We start from the raw sequence: 23,034 nt of genomic DNA on the forward strand, positions 1-23,034 counted from the left end.
GAGCACCCGTGATCTCTCGAGTGACGTCATCGTCCATGACGCAGACGGCGATGCGCCAGCTGCAGTCCAACCTCACCGAGCTGGCGCGTCTGCAGGAGCAGGCGACCTCGCAGCGTGCCTTCGCCACGCCGTCGGAGGATCCGGCGGCCGCGGCCACCGCGCTGGCGCTGCACGCCGAGCAGCGCCGCACCGAGCAGTACGCGCGCAACATCGACGACGGCCTGGCCTGGGTCACCGCCGCCGACGGCGCGCTCACCGCGAGCACGACCCTGTTGGGCAGAGTGCGCGACCTCACGGCGCAGGGTGCCAACGAGGGCGTTCTCGACGCCACCGCGAGAGAGGCGCTGGCCGTCGAGCTCGAGGGCATCCGCAAGGAGCTCTTCGCGCAGGCGAACACCCGTCTGCTCGGCCGCTCCGTGTTCGCGGGCACCTCGGACACGGCGGCCTTCGCGGCGGACTACAGTCACAGCGGCGTGCCGGGGGCGGAGGTCACCCGCCGGGTGTCCGACGCCGCCTCCGTGCGCGTCGACACCGATGGCGCGGCGGCCTTCGGCACCGGTGCCGGGTCGGTGTTCGCCCTCGTGGACAACATCGTCGCCGACCTCCGCTCCGGCACGAACGTCGGCCCGCGCCTGGCGGAGATCGACTCCCGCCGCACCGCCATGCTCGGCGTGCAGGGCTCGGTCGGCACCAGACAAGCTCAGGTTGAACGCGCCAAGGAGGCGGCAGTGCAGAATTCCGTGTCCCTCGAGTCCCGCCGGACGGCGGTCGAGGACGTCGATTCGATCGAGGTGCTCGTGCGTCTGCAGGCGCAGGAGCTCGTGTACCGCTCGGCGCTCGCGGTGAACGCCCGGGTGCTGCAGCCCTCGCTGATGGACTTCCTGCGATGACCGCCGCGCTGACGTTCCTGGCCCCGCCGCCTGGACTGGCCCCGCACGTCGACTTCGCGCTGGCGCCGGTCGACGGCGCCGACGGGTTGTTCGCGATGCGGGCGGTCGACGACGCCGAGCTGCGGCTGTACCTCGTCGACCCGAGCACGGTGCTGAGCGACTACGCGCCGATCCTGAGCGACGAGCAGGCCGAGGGCCTCGCGCTCGCGACGGCCGACGACGCGCTGATCCTCGTGGTCGCCCATCCCGCGGCCGACGGAGTGAGCGTGAACCTGCTCGCTCCGGTCATCGTGAATCGGGCGACGGGTGCGGCATCGCAGGTGATCCTCGAGGACCAGGACTACCCGCTGCGCGCCCCGCTCGGCTGACGCGCGATCCTCGGGCGGTCGCGGACCGCTGCTCGGACGGAACGACGGCTACCCTGGAATCGTGATCCTTGCCGTCGACACCTCTCTGGGCACGGCTGTGGCCCTCATCGATGCGGACGGGGCCCGACGCGCCGAGGCCGGCGCCGTCGACCCGCTCGGCCACGCCGAGGTCATCGGCGACCTGCTCGTCGAGGCGCTGACCGATGCCGGTGCGGGTGCGGTGACGCATGTGGTCTCGGGCATGGGCCCTGGACCGTTCACGGGACTGCGCATCGGTATCGCCGCCGCACGGGCCTTCGCGCTCGGCCGCGGACTGCCGGTCATCCCGGTCCCGAGCCACTTCGCCGCAGCGCTCACGGCGCTCGAGACCGCGACGGAGCCGTTCGCGATCGTCACCGACGCCCGGCGTCGCGAGGTCGCCATCACGGTCTTCGACGGGCTGGACGCCGAGGGGATCCCCGTGGTCGTGCGCGACACCGTCCTGGTGCGCGCGGCGGATGCGGATGCGCACCTCGACGGCATCCGCCGCATCGACGTGTCGTCCCTGTCGGCGGTCGATCTGGCGAGGGTCGGTGCCCGTGCCCTCGCGGCGGGTCGCACCCTCACGGGTGAGGAGCCGCTCTACCTGCGCCATCCCGACGTGACGCTCCCCGGTGCGCCGAAGAAGGTGGGCACGTGACCCTCCGCATCGCCACGTCCGCCGATGTCGACGCGATCATGGCGATCGAGACCCGGTCGTTCCCCACCGACGCGTGGAGCCCCGACACCATGGCCGCGGAGCTCGCGAGCCCGCACGGCCGCTACCTCGTCGACGAGCTCGACGGCGGGATCATCGGCTACGGCGGGGTGCGCGCCCTCCAGGGCAGCGCCGATGCCGACATCCAGACCATCGCGCTCCTCACCGAGCACCGCGGGCAGGGGCGCGGCAGGGTGCTGCTGCACGCACTGCTCGCCGCGGCGGCCGAACGCGGCGCTCGGGAGGTGTTCCTCGAGGTCAGAGCTGACAATCCGTCCGCCGAGGGCCTCTATCGCGCCGAGGGCTTCGAGGAGATCGGCCGGCGCCCGCACTACTACCAGCCGGATGACGTGGACGCCATCGTGATGCGGCTGGACCTGCGCCGCCACCCCGCGGCGACGACCACGACCGAGGAGGCGTCGGCATGAGCGAACCGCTGGTTCTCGGCATCGAGACGAGCTGCGACGAGACGGGCATCGGCATCGTCCGCGGGCGCACGCTGCTGTCGAACACGATCGCGTCGAGCATGGACGAGCATGCCCGGTACGGCGGCGTCGTGCCGGAGGTCGCGGCGCGTGCGCACCTGGAGGCGCTGCAGCCGTCGATCGATCGGGCTCTCGCCGAGGCGGGCGTGCGGTTGGACCAGCTCGACGCCGTCGCGGTCACGAGCGGTCCCGGTCTCGCCGGTGCGCTGATGGTCGGGGTCGGGGCGGCGAAGGGACTCGCGGTCTCGCTCGACAAGCCGCTGTACGCCGTGAACCACCTGGTCGGGCACATCGCGGCCGACATCCTCACGGCCGACTCCGCTCCACTCGAATACCCGACCATCGCGCTGCTGGTCTCCGGCGGGCACACCTCCCTGCTGCATGTGCGCGATCTGACGACCGACGTCGAGCTCCTCGGGGAGACCATGGACGATGCGGCGGGCGAGGCGTTCGACAAGGTCGCCCGACTGCTGTCGCTGCCCTACCCCGGGGGGCCGGAGATCGACCGTGCCGCTCTCGACGGCGATCCGCAGGCGATCCGCTTCCCGCGCGGCCTGTCCCGTGCCTCCGATCTGGCGAAGCACCGCTACGACTTCTCGTTCTCCGGGCTCAAGACGGCTGTCGCCCGCTGGGTCGAGCGCTGCGAGGCCGACGGCATCCCGGTGCCGGTCGCCGATGTCGCCGCGAGCTTCCGCGAGGCCGTCGTGGATGTGCTCGTGACGAAGGCCCTCGCCGCCTGCGCCGATCTCGGTGTGCCGCGCCTACTGCTCGGCGGGGGAGTGATCGCGAACCGCCGGTTGCGCGATGTGGCCCTCGAACGCGCGGAGGCCGCCGGTGTGACAGTGCGCATCCCGCCGTTGTCGCTGTGCACCGACAACGGTGCGATGATCGCGGCTCTGGCCGCCGAGCTGATCTCCTCGGGCCGTCGCCCCTCGGCGCTCGCGTTCGGAGCGGATTCGACTCTCCCGGTCACCGAGATCCAGGTCGCCGAGGCGGTGCCGGCGTGAGCGACGCCTCCGAGACTCCGACTGCCAAGACGCCGCCCTCGCCGGCGGCGCACATCGAGCCGCCCAGCGGTGAGGTCGAGCACCCGGCGGGCAACGCCCGGCTGCCCGGCGCGCGGCGGGACGGCTACTCGAAGCTGCCCACCGGCCCGGTCGGCATCGAGCCGGTCATGGTGAGCGGGCCCGACATCGATGCGCCGGACGACACGGGATGGGAGCCGTCGACCGACCCCACCCCGATCGACGACACGCGCCTGGCGCCGTGGGCGCTGCTCGCCGCGATCGTCGCGCTCGGGGCGTCCTTCTTCGTCGGCTGGGGGATCCCGGTGGCGATCGTCGCGGTGATCGCCTCGATCATGTCGCTGCGTCGGCCCGTCGAGAACCGGGCGATCGCTCGGTGGGCGCTCGTGCTCTCGCTGTGCGCCACGGTGTACAGCCTCGGCTGGCTGGTGTGGGCCGGGATGCAGTTCGAGAGGCTCGGCTGACCTGATGCTGGATGCCGTCGAGCTCGGGGAACTGCGTGCTCTGCAGGCGCGGGCCTATGGGCGCGAGGCGGCACTGTCGCAGGCCGATGCCGTGCGTCTCCGCGACCTCGAGCAACGTCGCGTGGCGCGGGCGCCCGAGATGCCCGAGGAGGGTGCGGTCGAGAAGATCGCCGCCGCCCCGCGGGAGCCGGACCCGCTTGCGAGTGAGGATGACGACGGTGCCCCTGCGGCAGCCGCTGCTGACGAGGCGGACGCTTCGTCCGATGACGCGGACACCGACGGCGATGCGGATGCGCGGCGGTCCGCACCCCCGCTGCGCTCGCTGCTGCGCCGGTACTGGCGGCCGGCCGCGCTCGCCGCGGTTGCCGTGCTCCTGCTGGGAGTGGGCGTGGGCTGGCTCGCGTTCGGACGATCTGCTGCCGCACCGGTCGCGCTGACGGCCGAGCAGCAGGGCTGGCAGGACGACCTCGTCTCCAGCGGGGTCTACGACACAGGATCGGTGAGGGCGCTCGCGGTCGAGGAGGGAGCGGGCATCTGGGTGGCGACGACCGACGGCGGTGCGCGCTCGTGCCTCATCCTCAGCACGGGAGATGTCACCCAGCCGAGTTGCGACCGGCGTGAGACGGTGCTCCACACCGGCCTGTACGGCTCGATCGCGGTCGAGAACGCCGATGAGCAGAGGCGTCAGGTGAGCGTGCAGATGCTGTTCACGGCCGCGGGGGAGCCGGCGGTCGCGGTGAGCAGCTACGACTACGACCCGTCCATCGGCGGCATCACCTACGCGAACGAGCAGGAGTCGAACACGGCCGAGCGTCTGGTCGATGAGGGCTTCGACGCCAACTCGCTCTGGGTCGTCGGATACGACGGCGACGTCCCGGTGTGGACCGGGGTGCAGACCGACTCGCAGAACCAGTGCCTCATCTACGACGGGTCCGCCGCCGATGCACCGGTGATCTGCGCAGACCCCGAGACCATGCAGGATCAGTCGACGTCGCGGCTGGTCCTCAACGTGGTCGACAGCGAGACGGGCGCAGCGACCCATCTCGAGCTGCTCACCAACCGCGGGCCGGCATACCTGGTGATCACGCGGGATGCCGGCGTCATCGGCGCCGCGGACGACTGACCTCGCTCAGCGTCCGACCTCAGGGCCGAGTTCGTTCAGACCGCGGCGGGGACGCGATCGGCGAGGATCGCCCGGCGCTGGTCGCCGATGCGCGCCAGGATCAGGGTGGCCTCCTGGTCGCCGCGCAGCACGAGCTTCGTGCGGAAGGCGGCGGGGTCGACGTCGACCCCGCGCTTCTTGATCTCCAGGCGACCGATCCCGTGCGCCTTCAGTGCGGCGCTGATGGCCTTGGGGTTCGCCGGCAGGGTCTCGCGCACACGGAACGACTGCACGAACGGGCTCGTCACGGCGGCGTCCGAGGTGAGATAGGCGATGTGCCCGTCGAGCATGCCGGCGTCGAGGCTCCGGGCGACATCGCCGATCAGGCGGGCGCGGATGACGGCCCCGTCGGGCTCATGCAGGAATGCCCCGAGCTCGCGCACCGGCTCGTCAGTCGCGTCGGCGGGCGCGGTGAGCTCGTGGGACCGTTCGTCGCGGATCACCAGCGCGGAGCGGCGCACGCCGTCGCGGGCGAGCGCGCCGGTCCAGACGACGAGCTCGACGACGCTGCCGTCGGCGCTCACCCACTGCGTCTCGGCGTCGGTGGGGAGCGCATCGCGATCGTGGGCCGGGCCGAGCTTGATGCCGGTCGGCGTGCGCGAGGCGACGTCGAACGCCCAATCCAGCGACGGCGAGTAGTCGTCGGCGGAGACGCGCCTGGTCTCGCTGTGCCCCGAGGTGCGTCGGGCCGGGTCCATCCAGATCGCCTGCGACCCGGTGCCCGCCACCGTGGCGTAAGCCTCTTCGGCGGTGTCGTGACGCACGACGGCGCTGTCGCCGAACGGCGCCAGGTTGTAGGCGGCGATCGCGGCGGTGACCTCGTCGGCATCGACGGCCATCACGTCGAGTCCGGCGCCGGCGAAGGCGAGCGCGTCGCCGCCGATGCCGCAGCCGAGGTCGGCGACGTGGGTGAGGCCCGCGCGCCGGATGCGCTGCGCGTGCCGGGCAGCGACGCCGAGCCTGGTCGCCTGTTCCAGCCCCGCGCGGGTGAAGAGCATGCGGGCGGCGAACGTCCCGAACTTCGCGGCGGCCTTGGCGCGCAGGTGGGCCTGACCGACCACCGCCGAGACCAGCTCGGGGGCGTGCCCGGCGGCACGGAGGCGCGAGACCGCCTGGGCGACGTCGGAGGTCGAGACGATCGGCCCGAGCGCGTCCAGGAGTTCCAGGCCGGCAGGGGTCAGCAGGGCACGCAGCTCGGACATCTCCACGTCCTCAGCCTATTCCCGACTGTGACGTGAACCACCGTGCCGCTGGCACTCGCATTGCATGAGTGCCAGCCGACCGCCTACACTGGGATTAGCACTCTCGGGTTGAGAGTGCGAACAAGTCTTTCGTGTCAGCGTCAAGAAAGAAGAGGTAGACCGTGTCGGTTTCCATCAAGCCGCTCGAGGACCGCATCGTCATCAAGCAGGTCGAGGCCGAGCAGACCACCGCGAGTGGCCTGGTCATCCCCGACACCGCCAAGGAGAAGCCCCAGGAGGGCGAGGTCGTGGCGGTCGGCCCCGGCCGCATCGACGACAACGGCAACCGTGTTCCGCTCGACGTCGCCGTCGGCGACCGCGTGCTCTACAGCAAGTATGGCGGCACCGAGGTGAAGTTCGGCGCAGACGAGTTCCTCGTCCTGTCGGCTCGCGACGTCCTCGCGGTCGTCGTCCGCTGACCAGCTGAACCCGGTTCCCGTGCCTCGCTGAGGCGCGCACCAGTGGTCCTCGAAGGAGGCCCGGATGCTCATGGCATCCGGGCCTCCTTCTGCGTTCCGGTCAGGTCGCGATCGTTTCCTGCCAAAGTCGGCGGGCGCCACTCCTGGGCGGGAACCTCGTACGCACGTCGGGCATAGGGTTGTGCGGTGCCCTCCCCGTCGACCCGCGCCGTGCAGACCGCCGGTGTCGCCTACGCCGGGGCGGCGTACCTGCTGTGGGGAGTGCTTCCCCTCTACTTCCTCCTCCTGGCGCCGACCGGCCCGTGGGAGGTGGTGGCGTGGCGGGTGCTGCTGTCGTTCGTGTTCTGTCTGCTGCTGCTCACGGTCACGCACGGCTGGGCGGCGTTCCGCGCGATCGTGCGGCAGCCGAAGCTGCTGGGCTGGACAGCTCTCGCCGGTCTGCTGATCTACGTCAACTGGCAGGTGTTCGTGATCGGCACCCTCGGCGGCAATGTCGTCGAGACGAGCCTGGGCTACTTCATCAACCCGATCACGACGGTCCTGCTGGGCGTGTTCGTGCTGAAGGAGCGCATCCGTCGCCTGCAGTGGGCGGCCGTCGCGATCGCGGCGATCGCGGTCGTGGTGATCGTCGTCGCGTACGGCGAGTTCCCGTGGATCGCGTTGTCGCTCACTGCGTCGTTCGGGGTGTACGGGCTCATCAAGAAGAAGATCGGTCCCGCGGTCGACGCCGTGAGCGGGCTGACGCTCGAGTCGTTCTGGCTCATCCCGATCGCCGTCGTGCAGCTCGTCGTGGTCGCGCAGACGAGCGGGATCACGCTGGGCACGAGCGGCTGGACGCATGCCCTCGTCCTCGCGTTCGCCGGCGTCGCCACGGCTGTGCCGCTGCTGCTCTTCGCCGCGGGGACCCGACGGATCAACCTCACGGTGATCGGCATGATCCAGTTCATCACCCCGGTCATGCAGTTCCTGATCGGCGTCGCGGTGCTGCACGAGCCGATGCCGGCCGCACGCTGGGCAGGGTTCGTCATCGTGTGGATCGCTATCGGCGTCTTCCTCGTCGACCTGCTGCTCGCCGCGCGCCGGGGACGCCGGATCCCGCGGGTCGCACCGGCCTGACCCCGAGGCTCACACCGCGGGAAACCCGGTGTCGGATCGTTAACGCACCGAGATACTTGCTCCCCCTGCGCGAGGGCCCCACGTCCTAGTGTTAGAGCACCCGATTGTGGTCACAATCCACGTTCAGTTACGCAAGGGAGCATTATGAACGCATTGAAGGGTTCGCGCACCGCGAAGGTCTTCGCCGGGATCGCCTTGGTCAGCGCATCCGCCATCGTCATCGCGGGCTGCAGCAGCACGCCCAGCGGAGACTCGGGCGGCAGCGACAAGCCGGCCTCCGACCTCACGCTGAAGCTCGGCTCGCTGCTGCCGCAGACGGGTTCGCTGGCATTCCTCGGCCCGCCCATGGAGTCCGGCGTCGGCCTCGCGGTCCAGGAGGTCAACGACGCCAAGGCCGGCATCACGATCGACCTCACCGCTGAAGACGAGGGCGACACCGACACCAAGGCCTACGAGACCTCGATCACGAAGCTGCAGGGTGCCGGCGTCTCCGCCATCGTCGGAGCGGCCGCCTCCGGTGTCTCCAAGCTCATCCTCGACGGCAACGTGAGCGCGGGCATCCTCCAGATCTCGGCGTCCAACACGTCGCCCGACTTCACCACGTGGGATGACAACGGCCTGTACTTCCGCACGGCCCCCAGCGACCTGCTGCAGGGTGAGGTGCTCGGCAACCTGATCGCCGAGGACGGCGCGAAGACGCTCGGCATCATCTACCAGAACGACGCCTACGGCACGGGTCTGAACGACGCGATCACCAAGACGTTCGAGGGCACCGGCGGCCAGGTCGTCGAGTCGGTCTCGTTCAACGTCGGCGACGCGCAGTTCGACGCGCAGGTCGAGTCGATCAAGGCACAGAACCCGGACGCGGTCGCGATCGTGTCGTTCGACCAGTTCAAGACGATCGCCCCGCTGCTGGTCAACGCCGGCATCTCGGCCGACAAGTTCTACATGGTCGACGGAAACCTCTCCGACTACGGCACCGATATCCCGGTCTCGCTCGAGGGCGCACAGGGCACGAAGGCGGGCCCCGCGCTGGCGGACGACTTCACCGACCGCCTCCAGGCGTTCTGGACCGGCGAGGGCAACGACGAGGTCAAGGACTTCACCTACGCGGCTGAGGCGTACGACGCCGTCATCCTCGTGGCTCTGGCGTCGCTCGCAGCCGGGTCGACGAAGGGCACCGACATCGCGGCGAAGATGCAGGAGGTCTCCGGTGGTTCCGGCGATGGTGAGAAGTGCACCAGCTTCGCCGACTGCGCCAAGATCATCAACGACGGGGGGACGGCCGACTACGACGGCTACTCCGGCGACATCACGTTCGATGAGGCAGGCGACCCGCAGGGCGCATCGATCGGCATCTACAAGTACGGTGCCGACAACATGATCACCCGCACCAACTGATCACAGCGAGAAGGCCCCGGATGCTCGCATCCGGGGCCTTCTTCGTGGGTGTGGGTGATGGCGGCTCAGGCCGCGTCGGTCCCCAGCGTGCCGAGGTAGAGGCCGATGACCTTGGGGTCGTTCAGCAGGTCGCGACCGGTTCCTTCGTACGCGTCCTTGCCCTGGTCGAGCACATATCCGCGGTCGCAGATCTGCAGGCAGCGTCGGGCGTTCTGCTCCACCATGATCGTCGTGACGCCGGCCTTGTTGATGTCGGAGACGCGGATGAACGCGTCGTCCTGACGCACGGGGGAGAGGCCTGCCGAGGGCTCGTCGAGCAGCAGCACCGAGGGGTCCATCATGAGGGCTCGCGACATCGCGACCATCTGCCGCTCGCCGCCGGAGAGCGACCCCGCACGCTGCTTGAGGCGCTTGCCCAGCTCCGCGAAGATCCCGGTGACGAACTCGAGCCGCTCCGGATAGATCTTCGGGTTCTGGTAGAGGCCCATCTGCAGGTTCTCCTCGATCGAGAGCGAGGGGAACACGTTGTTCGTCTGCGGCACGAAGGCGACGCCGCGGCCCACGAGCTTGTCGGCCTTCAGGCCCACGATGCTCTCGCCGTTCAGCGTGATCTCGCCGCTGCGCACGTTGACCAGGCCGAACATCGCCTTCAGCAGCGTCGACTTGCCGGCGCCGTTCGGTCCGATGATGCCGATCAGCTCGCCCTTGCGGGCGACGAGGTTCGCGCCGTTGAGGATGTTGACGCCGGGGAGATAGCCGGCGTGCACGTCGGTCAGCTCGACGACGATGTCGTCCTTCGCCGCGTCCGCTGTGTTCTGCGGTGCCGCGGTCGGCTCATCCGCGCTCATGCCGTGCCCTTCTCGTCGGTGTCGGATTCCGCGGCGATCGTCGCCTCGAGCTCCGCCTCGGCCTCTGCCTCGATCTTCTCCCGGAGCCGAACGGCCGCGGCATCCTCGACCACGGGGATGCGTCCGGTGACGGCACCGAGGTCGACGTCCTGGTGGGCGCCGAGGTAGGCGTCCACGACCGCCGGGTTCTCCATGACCTCGTCGGGCGGTCCCTCCGCGACCACGCGGCCCTCCGCCATCACGACCACCCAGTCGGCGATGTGACGCACCATGTGCATGTCGTGCTCGACGAAGAGCACGGTCATGCCCTGCTCCTTCAGATCGAGGATGTGGTCGAGGAGCGACTGCGTGAGGGCGGGGTTGACGCCGGCCATCGGTTCGTCGAGCATCACCAGCGTCGGATCGCTCATCAGGGCTCGCGCCATCTCGAGCAGCTTGCGCTGACCGCCGGAGAGCGAGGCGGCGAAGTCCTTCTCCTTGGCGTCGAGCTTGAAGCGCGTCAGCAGCTCGCGCGCCTTGCCCTCGATCTCGGTGTCCTGCGCCCGCCACAGGAACGGGAACAGGCTCGACCAGAAGCCCTCGCCGCGCTGGTGCGGGGCGCCGAGCTTCATGTTCTCCAGCACGCTGAGCAGCGACAGCGACTTGGTGAGCTGGAAGGTGCGCACCTGGCCCATCCTGGCCACCTTGAAGGAGGGCACTCCGGAGAGGCTCTTGCCGTCGAACGACCAGGTGCCGCTGTTGGGCTTGTCGAAACCGCAGAGCAGGTTGAACAGCGTGGTCTTGCCCGCACCGTTCGGGCCGATCAGCGCCGTGATCGCACCGCGGGGCACCTCGAGGTGGTCGACGTCGACCGCGATGAGTCCGCCGAAGCGGCGCTGCACGGCATCGACGACGAGGATCGGGTCGACCTTGGCGACGCCCGGCTTCACCTCGCCCTTCGTGAGGCCGGTCGTCTTCGGGCGGCGGATGCTTCCGGTCGAGGGCGCCGACGTCGCCGTCTCGCCCGTTCCGGGAGCCGGTTCTGGGGTCAGTTCACTTGACAAAGGTCATCTCCCTCTTGTCGCCGAGGATGCCCTGGGGGCGGAAGATCACGAGCAGCATGAGCGCGATGCCGACGAAGACGAAGACGAGCGTCGACGCCTGACTGTCGGTCATCGGCAGCACCCCCGCCTTGGCCAGCGAGGGGAGCAGGTTGGCCATGAAGGCGAACACCACCCAGAAGAGCACCGCGCCGAGCGTCGGCCCGAGCACCGTGGCCGCACCGCCCAGCAGCAGGATGGTCCACAGGAAGAACGTCAGCGACGTCGAGTAGCTGCCGGGGACGACCGCGGAGGGGAGGACGAACACGATCCCGCCCGCTGCGCCAATCACGCCGCCGACGACGAGCGCCTGCATCTTGTAGGCGAAGACGTTCTTGCCGAGCGAGCGCACGGCGTCCTCGTCCTCGCGGATGCCCTTGAGCACGCGACCCCACGGGCTGCGCATCAGCGCCCACACCAGCAGGATCGCCGCGATCAGCACGATCACCCCGAACACGCGGTTCCAGAGGTCGTTCGCGCTGTACGTCCACGGGCCGAAGCCGTAGGTGCCATCGGGGATCGGGTTCGCGTCACGGAACCCGCCGTTGTACTGCGCGAGGCCGTCGGCGCTGTTGGTCCACTCGTCGAACAGCTGCGTGGTGAACAGCAGTCGTACGATCTCGCCGGCGGCGATGGTCGCGATGGCGAGATAGTCGGCGCGCAGCCGCAGGGTCGGGATGCCGAGGATCACGGCGAACAGCGCGCCGCCGCACAGGCCGATCAGCATGCCGATCCACCAGGGGAGGCCGAAGCTGAGCACGGAGATGGCGTAGCCGTATCCGCCGATGGCCATGAAGGCCGCCATGCCGAAGTTGAGCAGTCCGGCGTAGCCGAAGTGCACCGCGAGGCCCGTCGCCGCGAGCGCATACGCGATCGTGACCGGGCTGAAGAGGTAGACGGCGGTGTTGGAGAAGATGCTTCCGAAGTCCATGGCGATCAGCCCAACCTTTCCTTGCGTCCGAGCAGGCCCTGTGGTCTGACGAGCAGGATGACGATGAGAATGACGAGCGCGCTCGCGTACTTCAGATCCGACGGGATCCACATGGTCGAGACCTCGACCGCGATGCCCACGATGAGCGAGCCGACGAGGGCGCCGAACGCGGTGCCGAGACCACCGAGCGTGATGGCGGCGAAGATCAGCAGCAGCATCTGCATGCCCATGTCCCACTTCACGCCGGGGCGGAAGTAGCCCCACAGGATTCCGGAGATCGCGGCGAGCGTCCCGGCGAGGATCCAGACGTAGCGGATGACCCGGTCGACGTCGATGCCGGAGGCGGCCGCGAGCTGCGGGTTGTCCGAGATCGCACGGGTCGCCTTGCCGATGCGGGTCCGCGTGAGGAAGAACGCGACGCCGATGATGACGACGATGCTCACGCTCATCGCGATGATGTCGATGTAGGAGAGCGAGATCGGACCGAACTGGAACGGTGTCGGGCTCGCACCGGGGAGCTGGCGGGTGCCGCCCCCGATGATGTACTGGAACGCGTAGCGCAGCGCCAGCGAGAGCCCGATGCTCACGATCATCAGCTGCACCACACCGAGCCCGCGCCGCCGGAGCGGCCGCCAGATGCCCGCATCGAGAGCCCAGCCGAACAGTCCGCCGCCGATCACCGCCGCCGCGATACCGAGCCACAGCGGAAGGTGCCAGAAGGTGGTCGTGACGAGGGCCACGAGGCCACCCCACGTCACCATCTCGGCGTGCGCGAAGTTCGACAGTCGCGTGGTGCCGTAGATCAGAGCGGCACCCATCGAGGCGAGCGCCAGGAGGAGTCCGAAGTTGATGCCGCCGACCAGGCGCGAGAGCAGCTGATCGATGAACGACACCGTGACCCGTTCGCCCTCACCGAGGAACAGGTTCATGATCTTGGTCCCGGTGAGACCGAACTCGACCTCGAACGACGCCGTGGTCCCCGCGATCGGCTGCGTGCCGGGCGGCAGCTGCGTCGCATCGACGATCACGCCGTCGGGGAGGGTGGATTCGTCCACCGTGAGGGTGTACTTCTCCTTCTCCGGCACGTAGAGACGCCACTTGCCTTCGGCGTCGGTCTCCGTCTCGCCCTTGAAGCCCTTGCCCTCGATCGACATGACGACGCCCTCGACGGGTTTGTCCTCGAACGTGATCACCCCGGCGAAGTAGAACTCGGTCACCTTCTGGCCGTCGTCCGTCGTGTCGGCCGATGCCGATGACGGAGGGAGGAACAGAAGGGCGCTGAGCGCCATGATGAACCCCAGCAGGGCGACCGCCCAGGGGCGCCTCCGCTGCACGGCAATTGTTGTGAGTCCCACGCAACCTCCACTTTGAGTGCTGTGTCTCTGCGGCGTCGGGTTCGGCCGCAGGGATGGACGACGCACTTGAGCGTAATGCGCGATCGCCGAATCACCTACCGTCTCGACCAACGGTCCGGTAACGACGGGGCTCCGGGAATGTTCTCGGGCGTGTCTCGCTTAGAATCTTCATACGGGCCGCGGCCCCGCAAAGGCCGACGTCGACCACCCCCTCGCACTCGGATTCGCGCGACACGCGCAGAAGGAGATTCCATGGAACAGCACGATCCCTTCGGCTTCGTCGGACTGACGTACGATGACGTGCTGCTGCTGCCCGGCCACACCGATGTCATCCCCAGTGAGGCCGACACGTCGTCGCGCATCACCCGCCGGATCTCGGTGGCCACGCCGCTGCTGTCGAGCGCGATGGACACCGTCACGGAGTCGCGCATGGCGATCGCGATGGCCCGAGAGGGCGGCATCGGCATCCTGCACCGCAACCTCTCCATCGCCGACCAGGCCGCGCACGTCGACCGGGTGAAGCGCAGCGAGTCGGGCATGATCACCGACCCGATCACGACCACCGAGGACGCGACGGTCGAAGAGGTCGACAACCTGTGCGCCAAGTACCGCATCTCGGGCCTGCCCGTGGTCGACGCCGACGGCAAGCTGGTCGGCATCGTGACCAACCGCGACATGCGCTTCGTCTCGGGCTTCGAGCGTCAGACCACGTTCGTCAAGGACGTCATGACGCGAGAGAACCTCGTCACCGCGAAGGTGGGCGTGGCCGCAGGCGAGGTCATCGCCCTGTTCGCCAAGCACCGCGTCGAGAAGCTCCCGCTCATCGACGAGGACGGCAAGCTGGCCGGACTCATCACCATCAAGGACTTCGACAAGAGCGAGAAGTACCCGCTCGCCACCAAGGACGACCAGGGTCGTCTGCGCGTCGGCGCGGCCATCGGCTTCTTCGGCGATGCCTGGGAGCGGGCCGAGGCGCTGCGCGACGCCGGTGTCGACGTGCTCGTCGTCGACACCGCCAACGGGCAGTCGCAGGGTGTCATCGATCTGGTCAAGCGCCTCAAGGCCGACCAGAGCTTCGCGCACATCGACGTCATCGGCGGCAACGTCGCGACCCGCGAGGGCGCCCAGGCGCTGATCGACGCCGGTGTGGACGCGGTCAAGGTGGGTGTCGGCCCCGGGTCCATCTGCACCACGCGCGTCGTCGCAGGTGTCGGTGTGCCCCAGGTCACCGCCGTCTACGAAGCCTCGCTCGCGGCGCGCCCGGCTGGTGTGCCGGTCATCGCCGACGGCGGCCTGCAGTACTCGGGCGACATCGCCAAGGCGCTCGTCGCGGGTGCCGACGCAGTGATGCTCGGGTCGCTCCTGGCCGGGACCGACGAGTCCCCGGGCGAGATCGTCTTCCAGTCCGGCAAGCAGTTCAAGCAGTACCGCGGCATGGGCTCGCTGGGCGCGATGCAGACGCGCGGCAAGCAGACCTCCTACTCGAAGGACCGCTACTTCCAGGCCGACGTCCCCAGCGACGACAAGCTGATCCCCGAAGGCATCGAGGGGCAGGTGCCGTACCGCGGACCGCTGTCCGCCGTCGCGTACCAGCTGGTCGGCGGACTGCGGCAGTCGATGTTCTACGTGGGCGCTCGCACCATCGAGGAGCTCAAGACGCGCGGCAAGTTCGTGCGCATCACCTCGGCGGGGCTCAAGGAGTCGCACCCGCACGACGTGCAGATCGTCGTCGAGGCGCCCAACTACAAGAAGTAGTCGGCACCGACAGAAGAGCGAGGGACCGGATGCGATCGCATCCGGTCCCTCGTTGTTCTCCCGTGCGGATCAGCCGCAGGTGTAGGTGACGCCGTTGACTTCCCAGACTCCGGAACCCAGCTCCGCGCACATGCCGATGAGGCCGGCGGTGACGGTGACGAGCACGATCATCATGATGATCCAGAAGATCGTGATGAGCGCACCGACGATGATGCCGGCGATGGCCAGGCCCTTCGGCTGCTTGGCCTTGCTGAGCTTCACGAGGGCCACGATGCTGATGATCAGACCGACCGGCGCCACGAGGAACGCGAGGACCAGGCCGATGATCGACAGCACACGGCCGGGCGGGGTCGCTCCCGGCTGCGGGTATGCGGGTGCGCCCGGCGCCGGGTACTCCGCGACGGGAGGCGCAGCGGGGTAGCCGGTGGGCGGCGCCTGGTACGCCGCGGTCGGCGGTGCGGCGTAATCGGGTGCCGGCGGTGCGGCGTAGTCGGGGGCCGGTGCGCTCTCGGGCACGGGGCTCGGTGCAGGCGGGGGCGGAGTGGCTCCGCCGGGGATCGAGGGCTCGGGGTTCGGAGAGTCGGCGTTCGGAGGATTCGTCATGTTCTGTCCTGTCCGCAGGTGGTCGATGCTGGCGGCCGCCGTGGGGTGGCGGCACCGGTAGCCCCGAGCGTAGCGAGCGCGGTGGGCCTCGCACCATCCCTTCTGCGTCCCCTTCCGCCGCTCCGGAGGCGGGCGTAGCGTGCCCGTATGTGCCGAAACATCGTCCCGCTCAACAACCTCGAACCCGCCGCGACCACGGAGGAATGCCACGATGCCGCGCTGCAGTTCGTTCGCAAGATCTCCGGATCGAACGCCCCGTCGCGGGTGAATCAGCCGGCTTTCGATCGGGCGGTCGGCGAGATCGCCGAGATCGTCGGTCGCCTCCTGGACGAGCTGGTGACGACGGCGCCACCGAAGAATCGCGAGGAGGAGGCGGCGAAGAGACGCGCCCGTTCCGCCGATCGCTACGAAGCCATCCGGGTGTTCCAGCAGGAGAAGCGCGCCGCGCGCAGCGCGTCCTGATCGATGAGCCGTCCTGGCGTCCCCGTATGCCAGAATCGACATACCCCGCTCGACTTTCCCAGCGGTCCCGGTGTTGAAGGCGCCGAGATCGCGATGCCGATCCCCATCAGGCAGGGAACCTCCCCAAGGAGAGCTGTACATGCTGGAGGAAGCACCTCGCGTTCTCGTCGTCGATGACGACCCGGATGTGGCCCTGCTGGTGAAGACCGTGCTCGAGAGGCGAGCCGGCTGCGTCGTCGACCTCGCCGAGGACGGCCGGAGCGCGGTCGAACGAGTCGCGCAGGTGCAACCCGACGTCGTGATCACCGACATCGAGATGCCGGGGCTCAGCGGGCTGGAGCTGCTGGAAGAGCTGCGGCGCACGATCCCCACGGTTCCGGTGATCGTGATGACCGCTCACGTCTCGGTGGAGTACGCGGTCTCGGCGCTGCGCGCGCAGGCCGACGAGTTCCTCACCAAGCCCCTCGACAACGCGCGGCTGGTCGAGTCGGTCACGCGGCTGGTCGAGGAGGGTCGCCGCCGGCGCGAGGAGTCGCGTCCGCGCGAAGTCGTGCTGGCGATCGGCGCGCACCCCGACGACGTCGAGATCGGCGTCGGGGGACTGCTCGCCGCCCACGCCCAGGCGCAGGACTCGATCACGATCCTCACGCTCTCGCGCGGCGCGCGCGGCGGCGACGCCGACAGCAGGCAGGACGAATCCCTCGCCGTCGCCGAGATGCTCGGTGCCCGACTGTTCCTCAAGGACCTCGTCGACACGGAGATCTCCGGCGGCGGGTCGACGGTGCGCCTCATCGAGGAGGTCGTGCAGGAGATCCAGCCGACGATCGTCTACACCCACTCCAGCCACGACCGCCATCAGGACCACCGCGCCGTGCACGAGGCCACGATCGTGGCGACCCGTCGGGTGGGCACGGTCGCGTGCTACCAGAGCCCGTCATCGACGATCGACTTCCGGCCGACGCGCTTCGTCCGCATCGATCAGTACCTCGACGAGAAACTGCGACTGCTGGAGCTCTTCCACTCCCAGACGTCGAGCCGCGAGTACCTCACGCCCGAGTTCGTCACCGCCACCGCGCGGTACTGGTCGCGCTTCGGCGGGGGAACGGCTGTCGAGCCTCTGGAAGTCGTCCGCGAGACCGCCGAGTTCATCGGCGCCCACGAACTCAGCAGGCGGGAGAGCTGATGACGCAGCGTGTGCTGGTGACCGGTGCGGGAGGACCGGCCGGTGTGGCCGTGATCCGTTCGCTCCTGCGCCGTTCCGACCTGACCGTGTTCGCCGCCGACATGGATGGCTGGGCCAGCGGCATCTACCTGGTACCCGCCGAGCAGCGTCGTCTGGTGCCGCCCGGGCGCGACGAGGACTTCGTGCCCGCGATCGCGCGGATGGTCGCCGAGGACAGGCTCGACCTGGTGATCTCGACCGTCGACGTGGAGCTCATCGCGCTCGCCGGTCGGCGGGAGGAGCTGGCGCCCGCGGTGCTGGCCGCGCCCTCGGCGGACACTCTGAACACGGCGCTCGACAAGCTCGCCCTCGCCGTGCGATGCGAGTCCACCGGGCGCACCCCGCGCACGGTGCTCGCCGGCAGCGCGGCGGAGGCGATCGACTGGGAGTTCCCGGTGTTCGCCAAGCCGCGCCAGGGGGCGGGCAGTCGCGGCGTGCGCCTCGTGCCCGACCGCGCCGCACTCGAAGCGCTGCCGACCGATGAGGGACTCATCGTGCAGGACTTCCTCCCGGGGGAGGAGTACTCGGTCGACGTGATCGCCGACGCCGACGGCAACGTGGTCGCCGCGGTGCCGCGCACCCGGGCCAGGGTCGACTCCGGTGTCGCGATCGCCGGGCGCACCGTGCACGATCCCGAGCTGGAGGACACGGCGGCGGCGATCGCCCGAGCCATCGGCCTCGTCGGCGTCGCGAACGTGCAGCTGCGCCGCGACCGCGGCGGGCGCGCCGTGCTGCTCGAGGTCAATCCGCGTTTCCCCGGCGCCCTGCCCCTCACGATCGCGGCCGGCGTCGACATCCCGTCGCTCGTGGCCGACCTGTACCTCGGTCGCGAGCTGCCCGTGCAGATCCCGTTCCGCGAGATCGCCTCGGTGCGTTTCCTGGAAGACGTGATCGTCGAGGTCGACGACGTGCTGGTCTCCGACCATGCGGGGCACCAGGAGGAGCTGTGATCCACGCGGCACTCCGCGGCGATCACCACGTCCACTCGACGTTCTCGGACGACGCCGTCTCGACCCTCGCCCACAACGTCGAGGCGGCGGCCGCGGTCGGACTCACGACGCTGCGTCTGGTCGACCACGTGCGTCAGAGCACCACCTGGGTGCCCGAGTATCTCGCCGCGGTCCGCGCGCTCGACGTGCCCGAAGGACTCACCGTGCTCACCGGAGTCGAGGCCAAGATCCTCGATGTCGCGGGCACCCTCGACATTCCGAAGCTGCCGGTCGGCGTCGATCGCATCCTCATCGCCGACCACCAGTTCCCCGGCGTGGACGGCCCGTTGGGTCCCACGGCGGTGCGGGAGCGGATCGCGAGAGGGTGGGCCCCCGACGACGTGCTCGATCAGTTCGTCGACGCGCTCGTCGCGACGATGCGCCGCTATCCGGGCAACCAGCTCGCGCATTGCTTCTCGATCCTGCCGAAGATCGGACTCTCCGAGGCCGACCTGGGTGCGCAGCGGATCGGGGCCTGGGCGCGCGCGGCGGCGGAGACCGACACGCTCGTCGAGGTCAACGAGAAGTGGGGGTGCCCCGGCGTCGAGGCGCTGTCGGCCCTGCGTCGCGTCGGTGCGGAGATCGTCGCTTCGACCGACAGCCACATCGCCTCGGATGTCGGTCGGTACTCCCGGGTGATCCCGCTGCTCGACGCGGTGGAGGTCTCCTGATGCCCGAGCTCACCTGGCTGGAGACCGTGCTGGTCATCATCCTGCTGCTCTTCGTGCTGGTCGGCACGTTGCCCGTGATCAACACGGGCCTGCAATTCCTGATGCTGCCGTTGCATGCGTTCCGCAACCACTACGGCAAGGCGGCGCCGTATCACCCCCGCGTGGCGGTCATCATCCCGGCCTGGAACGAGGGGCTCGTGATCGGCCCCGCGATCGAGCGGCTGCTCCAGCTGGAGTACCCCGCCGAGCGGCTGCGGGTCTTCGTCGTCGACGATGCCTCGACCGACGACACCCCGGCGATCGTGGGTGCCAAGGAGCGGGCGTACCCGGGGCGGGTCGTGCATCTGCGGCGGGAGAAGGGCGGCCAGGGGAAGGCGCACACCCTCAACCACGGACTCGACGTGGTGCTCGCGGACGAGTGGACCGAGGCCGTGCTGATCATGGACGCCGACGTCATCTTCGCGCGCGACTCGCTGCGCAAGCTCACCCGGCATCTCGCCGATGAGAAGGTCGGTGCGGTCACCGCGTACATCGCCGAGGGCAGCCGCGACCGCAACTACCTGACGCGCTTCATCGCGATCGAGTACGTGATCGGCCAGCTCTCCGCGCGTCGGGTGCAGAACGTCGGGGGTGCGATCGCGTGCCTGGCCGGCGGGGCGCAGCTGCACTCACGGGCGAACCTCGAAGCCATCGGAGGGCGGATCCCCACGGGGACGCTCGCCGAGGACACCATGACGACGTTCGAGAGCCAGCTCCACGGGCGCCGCATGGTGTTCGAGCCGCATGCCGTCGTGCTCGCCGAGGAGCCGAGGACCATCGACAGCCTGTGGAAGCAGCGGCTGCGGTGGGCGCGAGGAAACGTGCAGCTGACCGGGATCTACAAGAAGCTCTGGTTCCGTCCGAGCCGCGCGCACAACCTGGGCAGCGTGGCGTTCGGTCTGGCCTGGTTCACGATCCTGCTGCTGCCTGCGTTCATGATCCTCGCGGCGATCGGCATGCTCGCCCTGCTGATCCTGCACAGCGACATCGCCGAGTTCGTGTTCCGCTTCATGTGGATCGCTGCGGCGTGCATCTATCTCTTCTCGATGTTGTATTCCGTGCAGTTGGACCCGCGGACCGGCCGGCACTCCTGGCGCGAAGCCATCATGTTCCCCGGGCTCGGTGCCCTGTTCCTCATGGCCGTCGCCCTCTTCCCCTGGGCGTTCGAGTCGTTCCTGACCGCGGTCGGGCTGGGGCTGACCGATCAGTCCCGCTTCCTGTGGGCAGTCATCTTCTACCTGTGGGGCCCGATCTCCATGCTCGGGATCTGGCTGGCCCGGGCGGTGGAACCCCTTCCCGGCGGACGATTCTTCGCCGGCCTGCTGCTCTACATCTGCGGCTACGGATCGCTGCTCTGTGCGATCACCGTGGATTCCTACATCAAAGAATGGCGTCGAGCGGACGCCTCCTGGATCAAGACCGAGAAGATCGGACGTGTCGACTCATGACCGCAACACCGTCACACGACGCCGAGGTGGAGGAGATCGCGGCGGACGCGCGCCGCGAGCGCTGGCTGATCCCGCAGGCGCTCCTCGCCCTCGCGATCGTCGTCGTCGTCGTCGTCATCGTGCGAGAGCTGTTCCTCCGATGACCGCACGGCCGCTCGCCCTGGTCGTCGAAGACTCCGCCGACCAGGCCGCGCTGCTGCGCCGCTACCTCGAGCGCGAGGGATTCGACGTGTTCGTCGCCCGTGACGCCGAGACGGCGATAGCGGCGTTCACCGACATCGACCCGGCGCTCGCCGTGCTCGACCTGCTCCTTCCCGGGATCTCGGGTCAGGCGTGCGCGAGCCTCGTGCGGGAGAGGTTCCCTGACTGCTTCCTCGTGGTCAGCTCGGTCTACGATGCGGCCGACTACCCACCGGCCGATGCGGCGCTCCCGAAGCCGATCGTCGGTGCGGATCTGCGGGCGATCCTCGCGCGGGTGAAGCGATGAGGGCGACGCCGCTGGACCGGGCGGAGAACCGCTGGTATCGGGTCTTCGACAATCCGAGCCCGATGCTCAAGCAGGCCCCGACGGTGATCGCGACGGTGCTCGCGGGACTGTTGACCTGGCTCATCCCGAACCTGCCGTTCACGCACGAGATGGCGGCGTTCGCAGGGATCGGCGTCGTCCTCGCAGCCACTCTCTTCGCGGGCGTGCTGACGGCCCGGGGCGTGTACGACGGCTGGGCCGTGCTGATCATCCCCATCGTCGACATCGTCGGTCTCGGCCTGTTCCGCACCGGCACGGGCGGCGCCACCTCCCTCTTCTCGTCGCTCGTCCTGCTTCCCGTCGTGTGGTTGGCGGCGGCTCCCGGTATCCGCTGGGTGTTCGTGGTCGGCGGACTGACCTCGATCGCCCTGCTGATGCCGTACTTCACCGACCCGCCGGAGACCTCGGCCGAGTGGCTGCGCGGCGTGGTGGGGCCGTTGGTGTTCTCCGCGGTCGCGGCCGTCATCAACCAGCTCGCCCGGCAGCAGCGCCTGCGCGTCGAACAGGCGGAGGAGCAGGTCGTGGAGCGCACCAGGTCGCTCTCCGAGAACGTCGCGATGATCGTGCAGCTGCGCGACAAGGAACGGCAGTATCGGGAGCTGCTCGACTCGTTCGAGAGCCTGTGGTCGTCGATCACGGCGCAGGCGGTCATCGCGACCGACTGCAACGGGATGGTGACGGCGTGGAACCCGGGAGCCGTGCGGTTGCTGGGACTCTCCGTCCCCGAGGCGCTCGCGGGTGTGCGCATCGACCGCTTCTTCTCGTCGTCGGTGCTGTCGCTCCTGGCAGAGGACCACCCGGGCGAGGCGCCGGATCCGGAGACCCTGCCTGAGGGCTATGCGGACCTGCCGCGGGGCATCAAGGGTCTGTTCGCCCGTGCCGACGCCGAGCAGTCGGCCGATGGCGACCTGGAGGTCGTGACGGCGGGCGGCACGACGGTTCCCGCGCGCGTCACCGTGAGCCCGCACAAGGACGGCAGCGGTGCGCAGCAGGGGTACCTGTTCGTGCTCACCGACGAGACCAGGGCGGTCGAGGTCGCCCGCATGAAGGACGAGTTCGTCGGGATGATCTCGCACGAGCTGCGCACGCCGTTGAGCGCCATCATCGGCTTCCTCGACCTGCTGCAGAACGACCCCTCGCAGCCGCTCACCGACGACCAGCAGGAGTTCGTGGGCATCATCGAGCGCAACGCCCAGCGGCTGCTCAATCTCGTCGGCGACCTGTTGTTCACCGCACAGGTGGAGTCGGGGCGTTTCCCGCTGGATCGCGATGACGCCGATGTGGCCGAGCTGGTCCGTTCCGCGGTGTCGTCGGCGCGCCCGCATGCGCAGCGGGAGGGCATCGAGCTCGTGGCCGACGTCGACCCCGGAGTGGTCTCCGTCTTCGTGGATGCAGGACGGGTCGGACAGGCCATCGACAACCTGCTCTCCAACGCCATCAAGTTCACACCGAGCGGGGGAACCGTGACCGCCCGGCTGCGGCAGCAGGACGGTGGCGTCGAGATCACGATCGCCGATACCGGCATCGGGATCCCGGAGGACGAGCAGGGGATGCTGTTCACCCGCTTCTTCCGGGCGTCGACGGCGACGCGCAATGCGGTGCCGGGCGTGGGCCTCGGACTCACGATCACGCGCGCCATCGTGCTCGCGCACGGCGGTTCGATGGACGTGACGAGTCAGGAGGGCGTGGGCACCGAGTTCCGTCTTGTCCTGCCCGCCGCACCTCGCACCGAGGTGCTGATGACGCTCAGTCACGCCGACTGACGTACCACCCGCTGTGGTGCAGTGGTACCGTGGATG

The 23,034-nt window shown here is 69.2% G+C and carries 25 protein-coding genes; 19 read left to right on the forward strand and 6 right to left on the reverse strand.

The window, feature by feature from the left end; genetic code table 11:
* Nucleotides 1-8: 8 nt before the first annotated feature.
* From WFM69_RS10620 to WFM69_RS10650, 7 genes are all read left to right on the forward strand, one after another.
* Nucleotides 9-890, forward strand: coding sequence for a flagellin N-terminal helical domain-containing protein (locus WFM69_RS10620; RefSeq protein WP_337004414.1), 882 nt, complete (start codon nt 9-11; stop codon nt 888-890).
* Nucleotides 887-1,258 carry a flagellar assembly protein FliW gene (locus tag WFM69_RS10625; protein ID WP_337004416.1) on the forward strand — a complete coding sequence of 124 codons (372 nt, stop codon included), beginning with the start codon at nt 887-889 and terminating at the stop codon, nt 1,256-1,258. Before WFM69_RS10620 ends, WFM69_RS10625 begins: the two co-directional genes overlap by 4 nt.
* A gap of 61 nt (nt 1,259-1,319) precedes the next feature.
* On the forward strand, nt 1,320-1,937 hold the full coding sequence (gene tsaB, locus WFM69_RS10630) for a tRNA (adenosine(37)-N6)-threonylcarbamoyltransferase complex dimerization subunit type 1 TsaB (protein WP_337004418.1): 618 nt from the start codon (nt 1,320-1,322) through the stop codon (nt 1,935-1,937).
* The gene (gene rimI, locus WFM69_RS10635; protein WP_337004420.1) at nt 1,934-2,422 is read left to right on the forward strand and encodes a ribosomal protein S18-alanine N-acetyltransferase; all 489 of its coding nucleotides are present in this window, start codon (nt 1,934-1,936) and stop codon (nt 2,420-2,422) included. The genes tsaB and rimI overlap by 4 nt, the downstream gene beginning before the upstream one ends.
* The gene (tsaD, locus tag WFM69_RS10640; RefSeq protein ID WP_337004422.1) at nt 2,419-3,486 is read left to right on the forward strand and encodes a tRNA (adenosine(37)-N6)-threonylcarbamoyltransferase complex transferase subunit TsaD; all 1,068 of its coding nucleotides are present in this window, start codon (nt 2,419-2,421) and stop codon (nt 3,484-3,486) included. The genes rimI and tsaD overlap by 4 nt, the downstream gene beginning before the upstream one ends.
* On the forward strand, nt 3,483-3,968 hold the full coding sequence (locus tag WFM69_RS10645; protein ID WP_337004424.1) for a hypothetical protein: 486 nt from the start codon (nt 3,483-3,485) through the stop codon (nt 3,966-3,968). The genes tsaD and WFM69_RS10645 overlap by 4 nt, the downstream gene beginning before the upstream one ends.
* A gap of 4 nt (nt 3,969-3,972) precedes the next feature.
* A complete protein-coding gene (locus WFM69_RS10650; RefSeq protein ID WP_337004426.1) occupies nt 3,973-5,091 on the forward strand; it encodes a hypothetical protein in 1,119 nt (372 codons plus the stop codon).
* Nucleotides 5,092-5,126: 35 nt separating this feature from the next.
* Here WFM69_RS10650 and WFM69_RS10655 read toward each other — a convergent pair whose 3' ends face one another.
* The gene (locus WFM69_RS10655) at nt 5,127-6,332 is read right to left on the reverse strand and encodes a THUMP-like domain-containing protein (RefSeq protein WP_442928474.1); all 1,206 of its coding nucleotides are present in this window, start codon (nt 6,330-6,332) and stop codon (nt 5,127-5,129) included.
* A gap of 161 nt (nt 6,333-6,493) precedes the next feature.
* On the opposite strand from WFM69_RS10655, the gene groES reads away from it, so the two are divergent.
* The 3 genes from groES (at nt 6,494) to WFM69_RS10670 (ending at nt 9,307) form a co-directional block, all read left to right on the forward strand.
* Nucleotides 6,494-6,790, forward strand: coding sequence for a co-chaperone GroES (groES, locus tag WFM69_RS10660; RefSeq protein ID WP_017203655.1), 297 nt, complete (start codon nt 6,494-6,496; stop codon nt 6,788-6,790).
* A gap of 186 nt (nt 6,791-6,976) precedes the next feature.
* A complete protein-coding gene (gene rarD, locus WFM69_RS10665; protein WP_337004429.1) occupies nt 6,977-7,906 on the forward strand; it encodes an EamA family transporter RarD in 930 nt (309 codons plus the stop codon).
* 144 nt (nt 7,907-8,050) lie between these two features.
* Nucleotides 8,051-9,307, forward strand: a complete 1,257-nt coding sequence (locus tag WFM69_RS10670) for an ABC transporter substrate-binding protein (RefSeq protein ID WP_337004431.1) — start codon at nt 8,051-8,053, stop codon at nt 9,305-9,307.
* A 65-nt stretch (nt 9,308-9,372) separates the two neighbouring features.
* Here WFM69_RS10670 and WFM69_RS10675 read toward each other — a convergent pair whose 3' ends face one another.
* The 4 genes from WFM69_RS10675 to WFM69_RS10690 all read right to left on the reverse strand — a co-directional run bounded on the left by WFM69_RS10675 (nt 9,373) and on the right by WFM69_RS10690 (nt 13,454).
* Nucleotides 9,373-10,155, reverse strand: coding sequence for an ABC transporter ATP-binding protein (locus WFM69_RS10675; protein WP_337004432.1), 783 nt, complete (start codon nt 10,153-10,155; stop codon nt 9,373-9,375).
* On the reverse strand, nt 10,152-11,123 hold the full coding sequence (locus tag WFM69_RS10680; protein WP_337004775.1) for an ABC transporter ATP-binding protein: 972 nt from the start codon (nt 11,121-11,123) through the stop codon (nt 10,152-10,154). Before WFM69_RS10680 ends, WFM69_RS10675 begins: the two co-directional genes overlap by 4 nt.
* 64 nt (nt 11,124-11,187) lie before the next feature.
* The gene (locus WFM69_RS10685) at nt 11,188-12,165 is read right to left on the reverse strand and encodes a branched-chain amino acid ABC transporter permease (protein ID WP_337004434.1); all 978 of its coding nucleotides are present in this window, start codon (nt 12,163-12,165) and stop codon (nt 11,188-11,190) included.
* 5 nt (nt 12,166-12,170) lie between these two features.
* Nucleotides 12,171-13,454, reverse strand: coding sequence for a branched-chain amino acid ABC transporter permease (locus tag WFM69_RS10690; protein WP_337004777.1), 1,284 nt, complete (start codon nt 13,452-13,454; stop codon nt 12,171-12,173).
* 318 nt (nt 13,455-13,772) lie between these two features.
* Here WFM69_RS10690 and guaB point away from each other — a divergent pair, with 318 nt between their 5' ends.
* Nucleotides 13,773-15,275 (forward strand): IMP dehydrogenase, encoded by a 1,503-nt coding sequence (gene guaB, locus WFM69_RS10695; protein WP_337004436.1) that lies wholly within the window; start codon nt 13,773-13,775, stop codon nt 15,273-15,275.
* A 69-nt stretch (nt 15,276-15,344) separates the two neighbouring features.
* Here guaB and WFM69_RS10700 read toward each other — a convergent pair whose 3' ends face one another.
* Complete coding sequence (locus WFM69_RS10700; protein ID WP_337004438.1) at nt 15,345-15,878, reverse strand: DUF4190 domain-containing protein; 534 nt, start codon at nt 15,876-15,878, stop codon at nt 15,345-15,347.
* A 147-nt stretch (nt 15,879-16,025) separates the two neighbouring features.
* On the opposite strand from WFM69_RS10700, the gene WFM69_RS10705 reads away from it, so the two are divergent.
* The 8 genes from WFM69_RS10705 to WFM69_RS10740 all read left to right on the forward strand — a co-directional run bounded on the left by WFM69_RS10705 (nt 16,026) and on the right by WFM69_RS10740 (nt 22,998).
* Nucleotides 16,026-16,340 (forward strand): DUF2277 domain-containing protein, encoded by a 315-nt coding sequence (locus tag WFM69_RS10705; protein WP_337004440.1) that lies wholly within the window; start codon nt 16,026-16,028, stop codon nt 16,338-16,340.
* 139 nt (nt 16,341-16,479) lie between these two features.
* Nucleotides 16,480-17,523, forward strand: coding sequence for a response regulator (locus tag WFM69_RS10710; protein ID WP_337004442.1), 1,044 nt, complete (start codon nt 16,480-16,482; stop codon nt 17,521-17,523).
* Nucleotides 17,523-18,512, forward strand: a complete 990-nt coding sequence (locus WFM69_RS10715) for an ATP-grasp domain-containing protein (RefSeq protein WP_337004444.1) — start codon at nt 17,523-17,525, stop codon at nt 18,510-18,512. The genes WFM69_RS10710 and WFM69_RS10715 overlap by 1 nt, the downstream gene beginning before the upstream one ends.
* Nucleotides 18,509-19,222 carry a PHP domain-containing protein gene (locus WFM69_RS10720; RefSeq protein WP_337004446.1) on the forward strand — a complete coding sequence of 238 codons (714 nt, stop codon included), beginning with the start codon at nt 18,509-18,511 and terminating at the stop codon, nt 19,220-19,222. The genes WFM69_RS10715 and WFM69_RS10720 overlap by 4 nt, the downstream gene beginning before the upstream one ends.
* Complete coding sequence (locus WFM69_RS10725; protein WP_337004448.1) at nt 19,222-20,709, forward strand: glycosyltransferase family 2 protein; 1,488 nt, start codon at nt 19,222-19,224, stop codon at nt 20,707-20,709. The genes WFM69_RS10720 and WFM69_RS10725 overlap by 1 nt, the downstream gene beginning before the upstream one ends.
* Nucleotides 20,706-20,852: a hypothetical protein gene (locus tag WFM69_RS10730; protein ID WP_337004450.1), complete on the forward strand. Its 147-nt coding sequence runs from the start codon at nt 20,706-20,708 to the stop codon at nt 20,850-20,852. Before WFM69_RS10725 ends, WFM69_RS10730 begins: the two co-directional genes overlap by 4 nt.
* The gene (locus tag WFM69_RS10735; RefSeq protein WP_337004452.1) at nt 20,849-21,196 is read left to right on the forward strand and encodes a response regulator; all 348 of its coding nucleotides are present in this window, start codon (nt 20,849-20,851) and stop codon (nt 21,194-21,196) included. The genes WFM69_RS10730 and WFM69_RS10735 overlap by 4 nt, the downstream gene beginning before the upstream one ends.
* A complete protein-coding gene (locus tag WFM69_RS10740) occupies nt 21,193-22,998 on the forward strand; it encodes an ATP-binding protein (protein WP_337004454.1) in 1,806 nt (601 codons plus the stop codon). The genes WFM69_RS10735 and WFM69_RS10740 overlap by 4 nt, the downstream gene beginning before the upstream one ends.
* The last annotated feature ends 36 nt before the right edge of the window (nt 22,999-23,034 follow it).

Source organism: Microbacterium sp. LB12 (assembly GCF_037150835.1).
GTDB lineage: Bacteria > Actinomycetota > Actinomycetes > Actinomycetales > Microbacteriaceae > Microbacterium.

Coding starts and splice junctions, on each gene's coding strand:
- WFM69_RS10625 (WP_337004416.1), top strand. CDS start 887: ATGACCGCCGCGCTGACGTTCCTGGCCCCGCCGCCTGGACTGGCCCCG.
- tsaD (WP_337004422.1), top strand. CDS start 2,419: ATGAGCGAACCGCTGGTTCTCGGCATCGAGACGAGCTGCGACGAGACG.
- WFM69_RS10650 (WP_337004426.1), top strand. CDS start 3,973: ATGCTGGATGCCGTCGAGCTCGGGGAACTGCGTGCTCTGCAGGCGCGG.
- WFM69_RS10655 (WP_442928474.1), bottom strand. CDS start 6,332: ATGTCCGAGCTGCGTGCCCTGCTGACCCCTGCCGGCCTGGAACTCCTG.
- WFM69_RS10670 (WP_337004431.1), top strand. CDS start 8,051: ATGAACGCATTGAAGGGTTCGCGCACCGCGAAGGTCTTCGCCGGGATC.
- WFM69_RS10675 (WP_337004432.1), bottom strand. CDS start 10,155: ATGAGCGCGGATGAGCCGACCGCGGCACCGCAGAACACAGCGGACGCG.
- WFM69_RS10685 (WP_337004434.1), bottom strand. CDS start 12,165: ATGGACTTCGGAAGCATCTTCTCCAACACCGCCGTCTACCTCTTCAGC.
- WFM69_RS10690 (WP_337004777.1), bottom strand. CDS start 13,454: ATGGCGCTCAGCGCCCTTCTGTTCCTCCCTCCGTCATCGGCATCGGCC.
- guaB (WP_337004436.1), top strand. CDS start 13,773: ATGGAACAGCACGATCCCTTCGGCTTCGTCGGACTGACGTACGATGAC.
- WFM69_RS10700 (WP_337004438.1), bottom strand. CDS start 15,878: ATGACGAATCCTCCGAACGCCGACTCTCCGAACCCCGAGCCCTCGATC.
- WFM69_RS10705 (WP_337004440.1), top strand. CDS start 16,026: ATGTGCCGAAACATCGTCCCGCTCAACAACCTCGAACCCGCCGCGACC.
- WFM69_RS10710 (WP_337004442.1), top strand. CDS start 16,480: ATGCTGGAGGAAGCACCTCGCGTTCTCGTCGTCGATGACGACCCGGAT.
- WFM69_RS10715 (WP_337004444.1), top strand. CDS start 17,523: ATGACGCAGCGTGTGCTGGTGACCGGTGCGGGAGGACCGGCCGGTGTG.
- WFM69_RS10725 (WP_337004448.1), top strand. CDS start 19,222: ATGCCCGAGCTCACCTGGCTGGAGACCGTGCTGGTCATCATCCTGCTG.
- WFM69_RS10730 (WP_337004450.1), top strand. CDS start 20,706: ATGACCGCAACACCGTCACACGACGCCGAGGTGGAGGAGATCGCGGCG.
- WFM69_RS10735 (WP_337004452.1), top strand. CDS start 20,849: ATGACCGCACGGCCGCTCGCCCTGGTCGTCGAAGACTCCGCCGACCAG.
- WFM69_RS10740 (WP_337004454.1), top strand. CDS start 21,193: ATGAGGGCGACGCCGCTGGACCGGGCGGAGAACCGCTGGTATCGGGTC.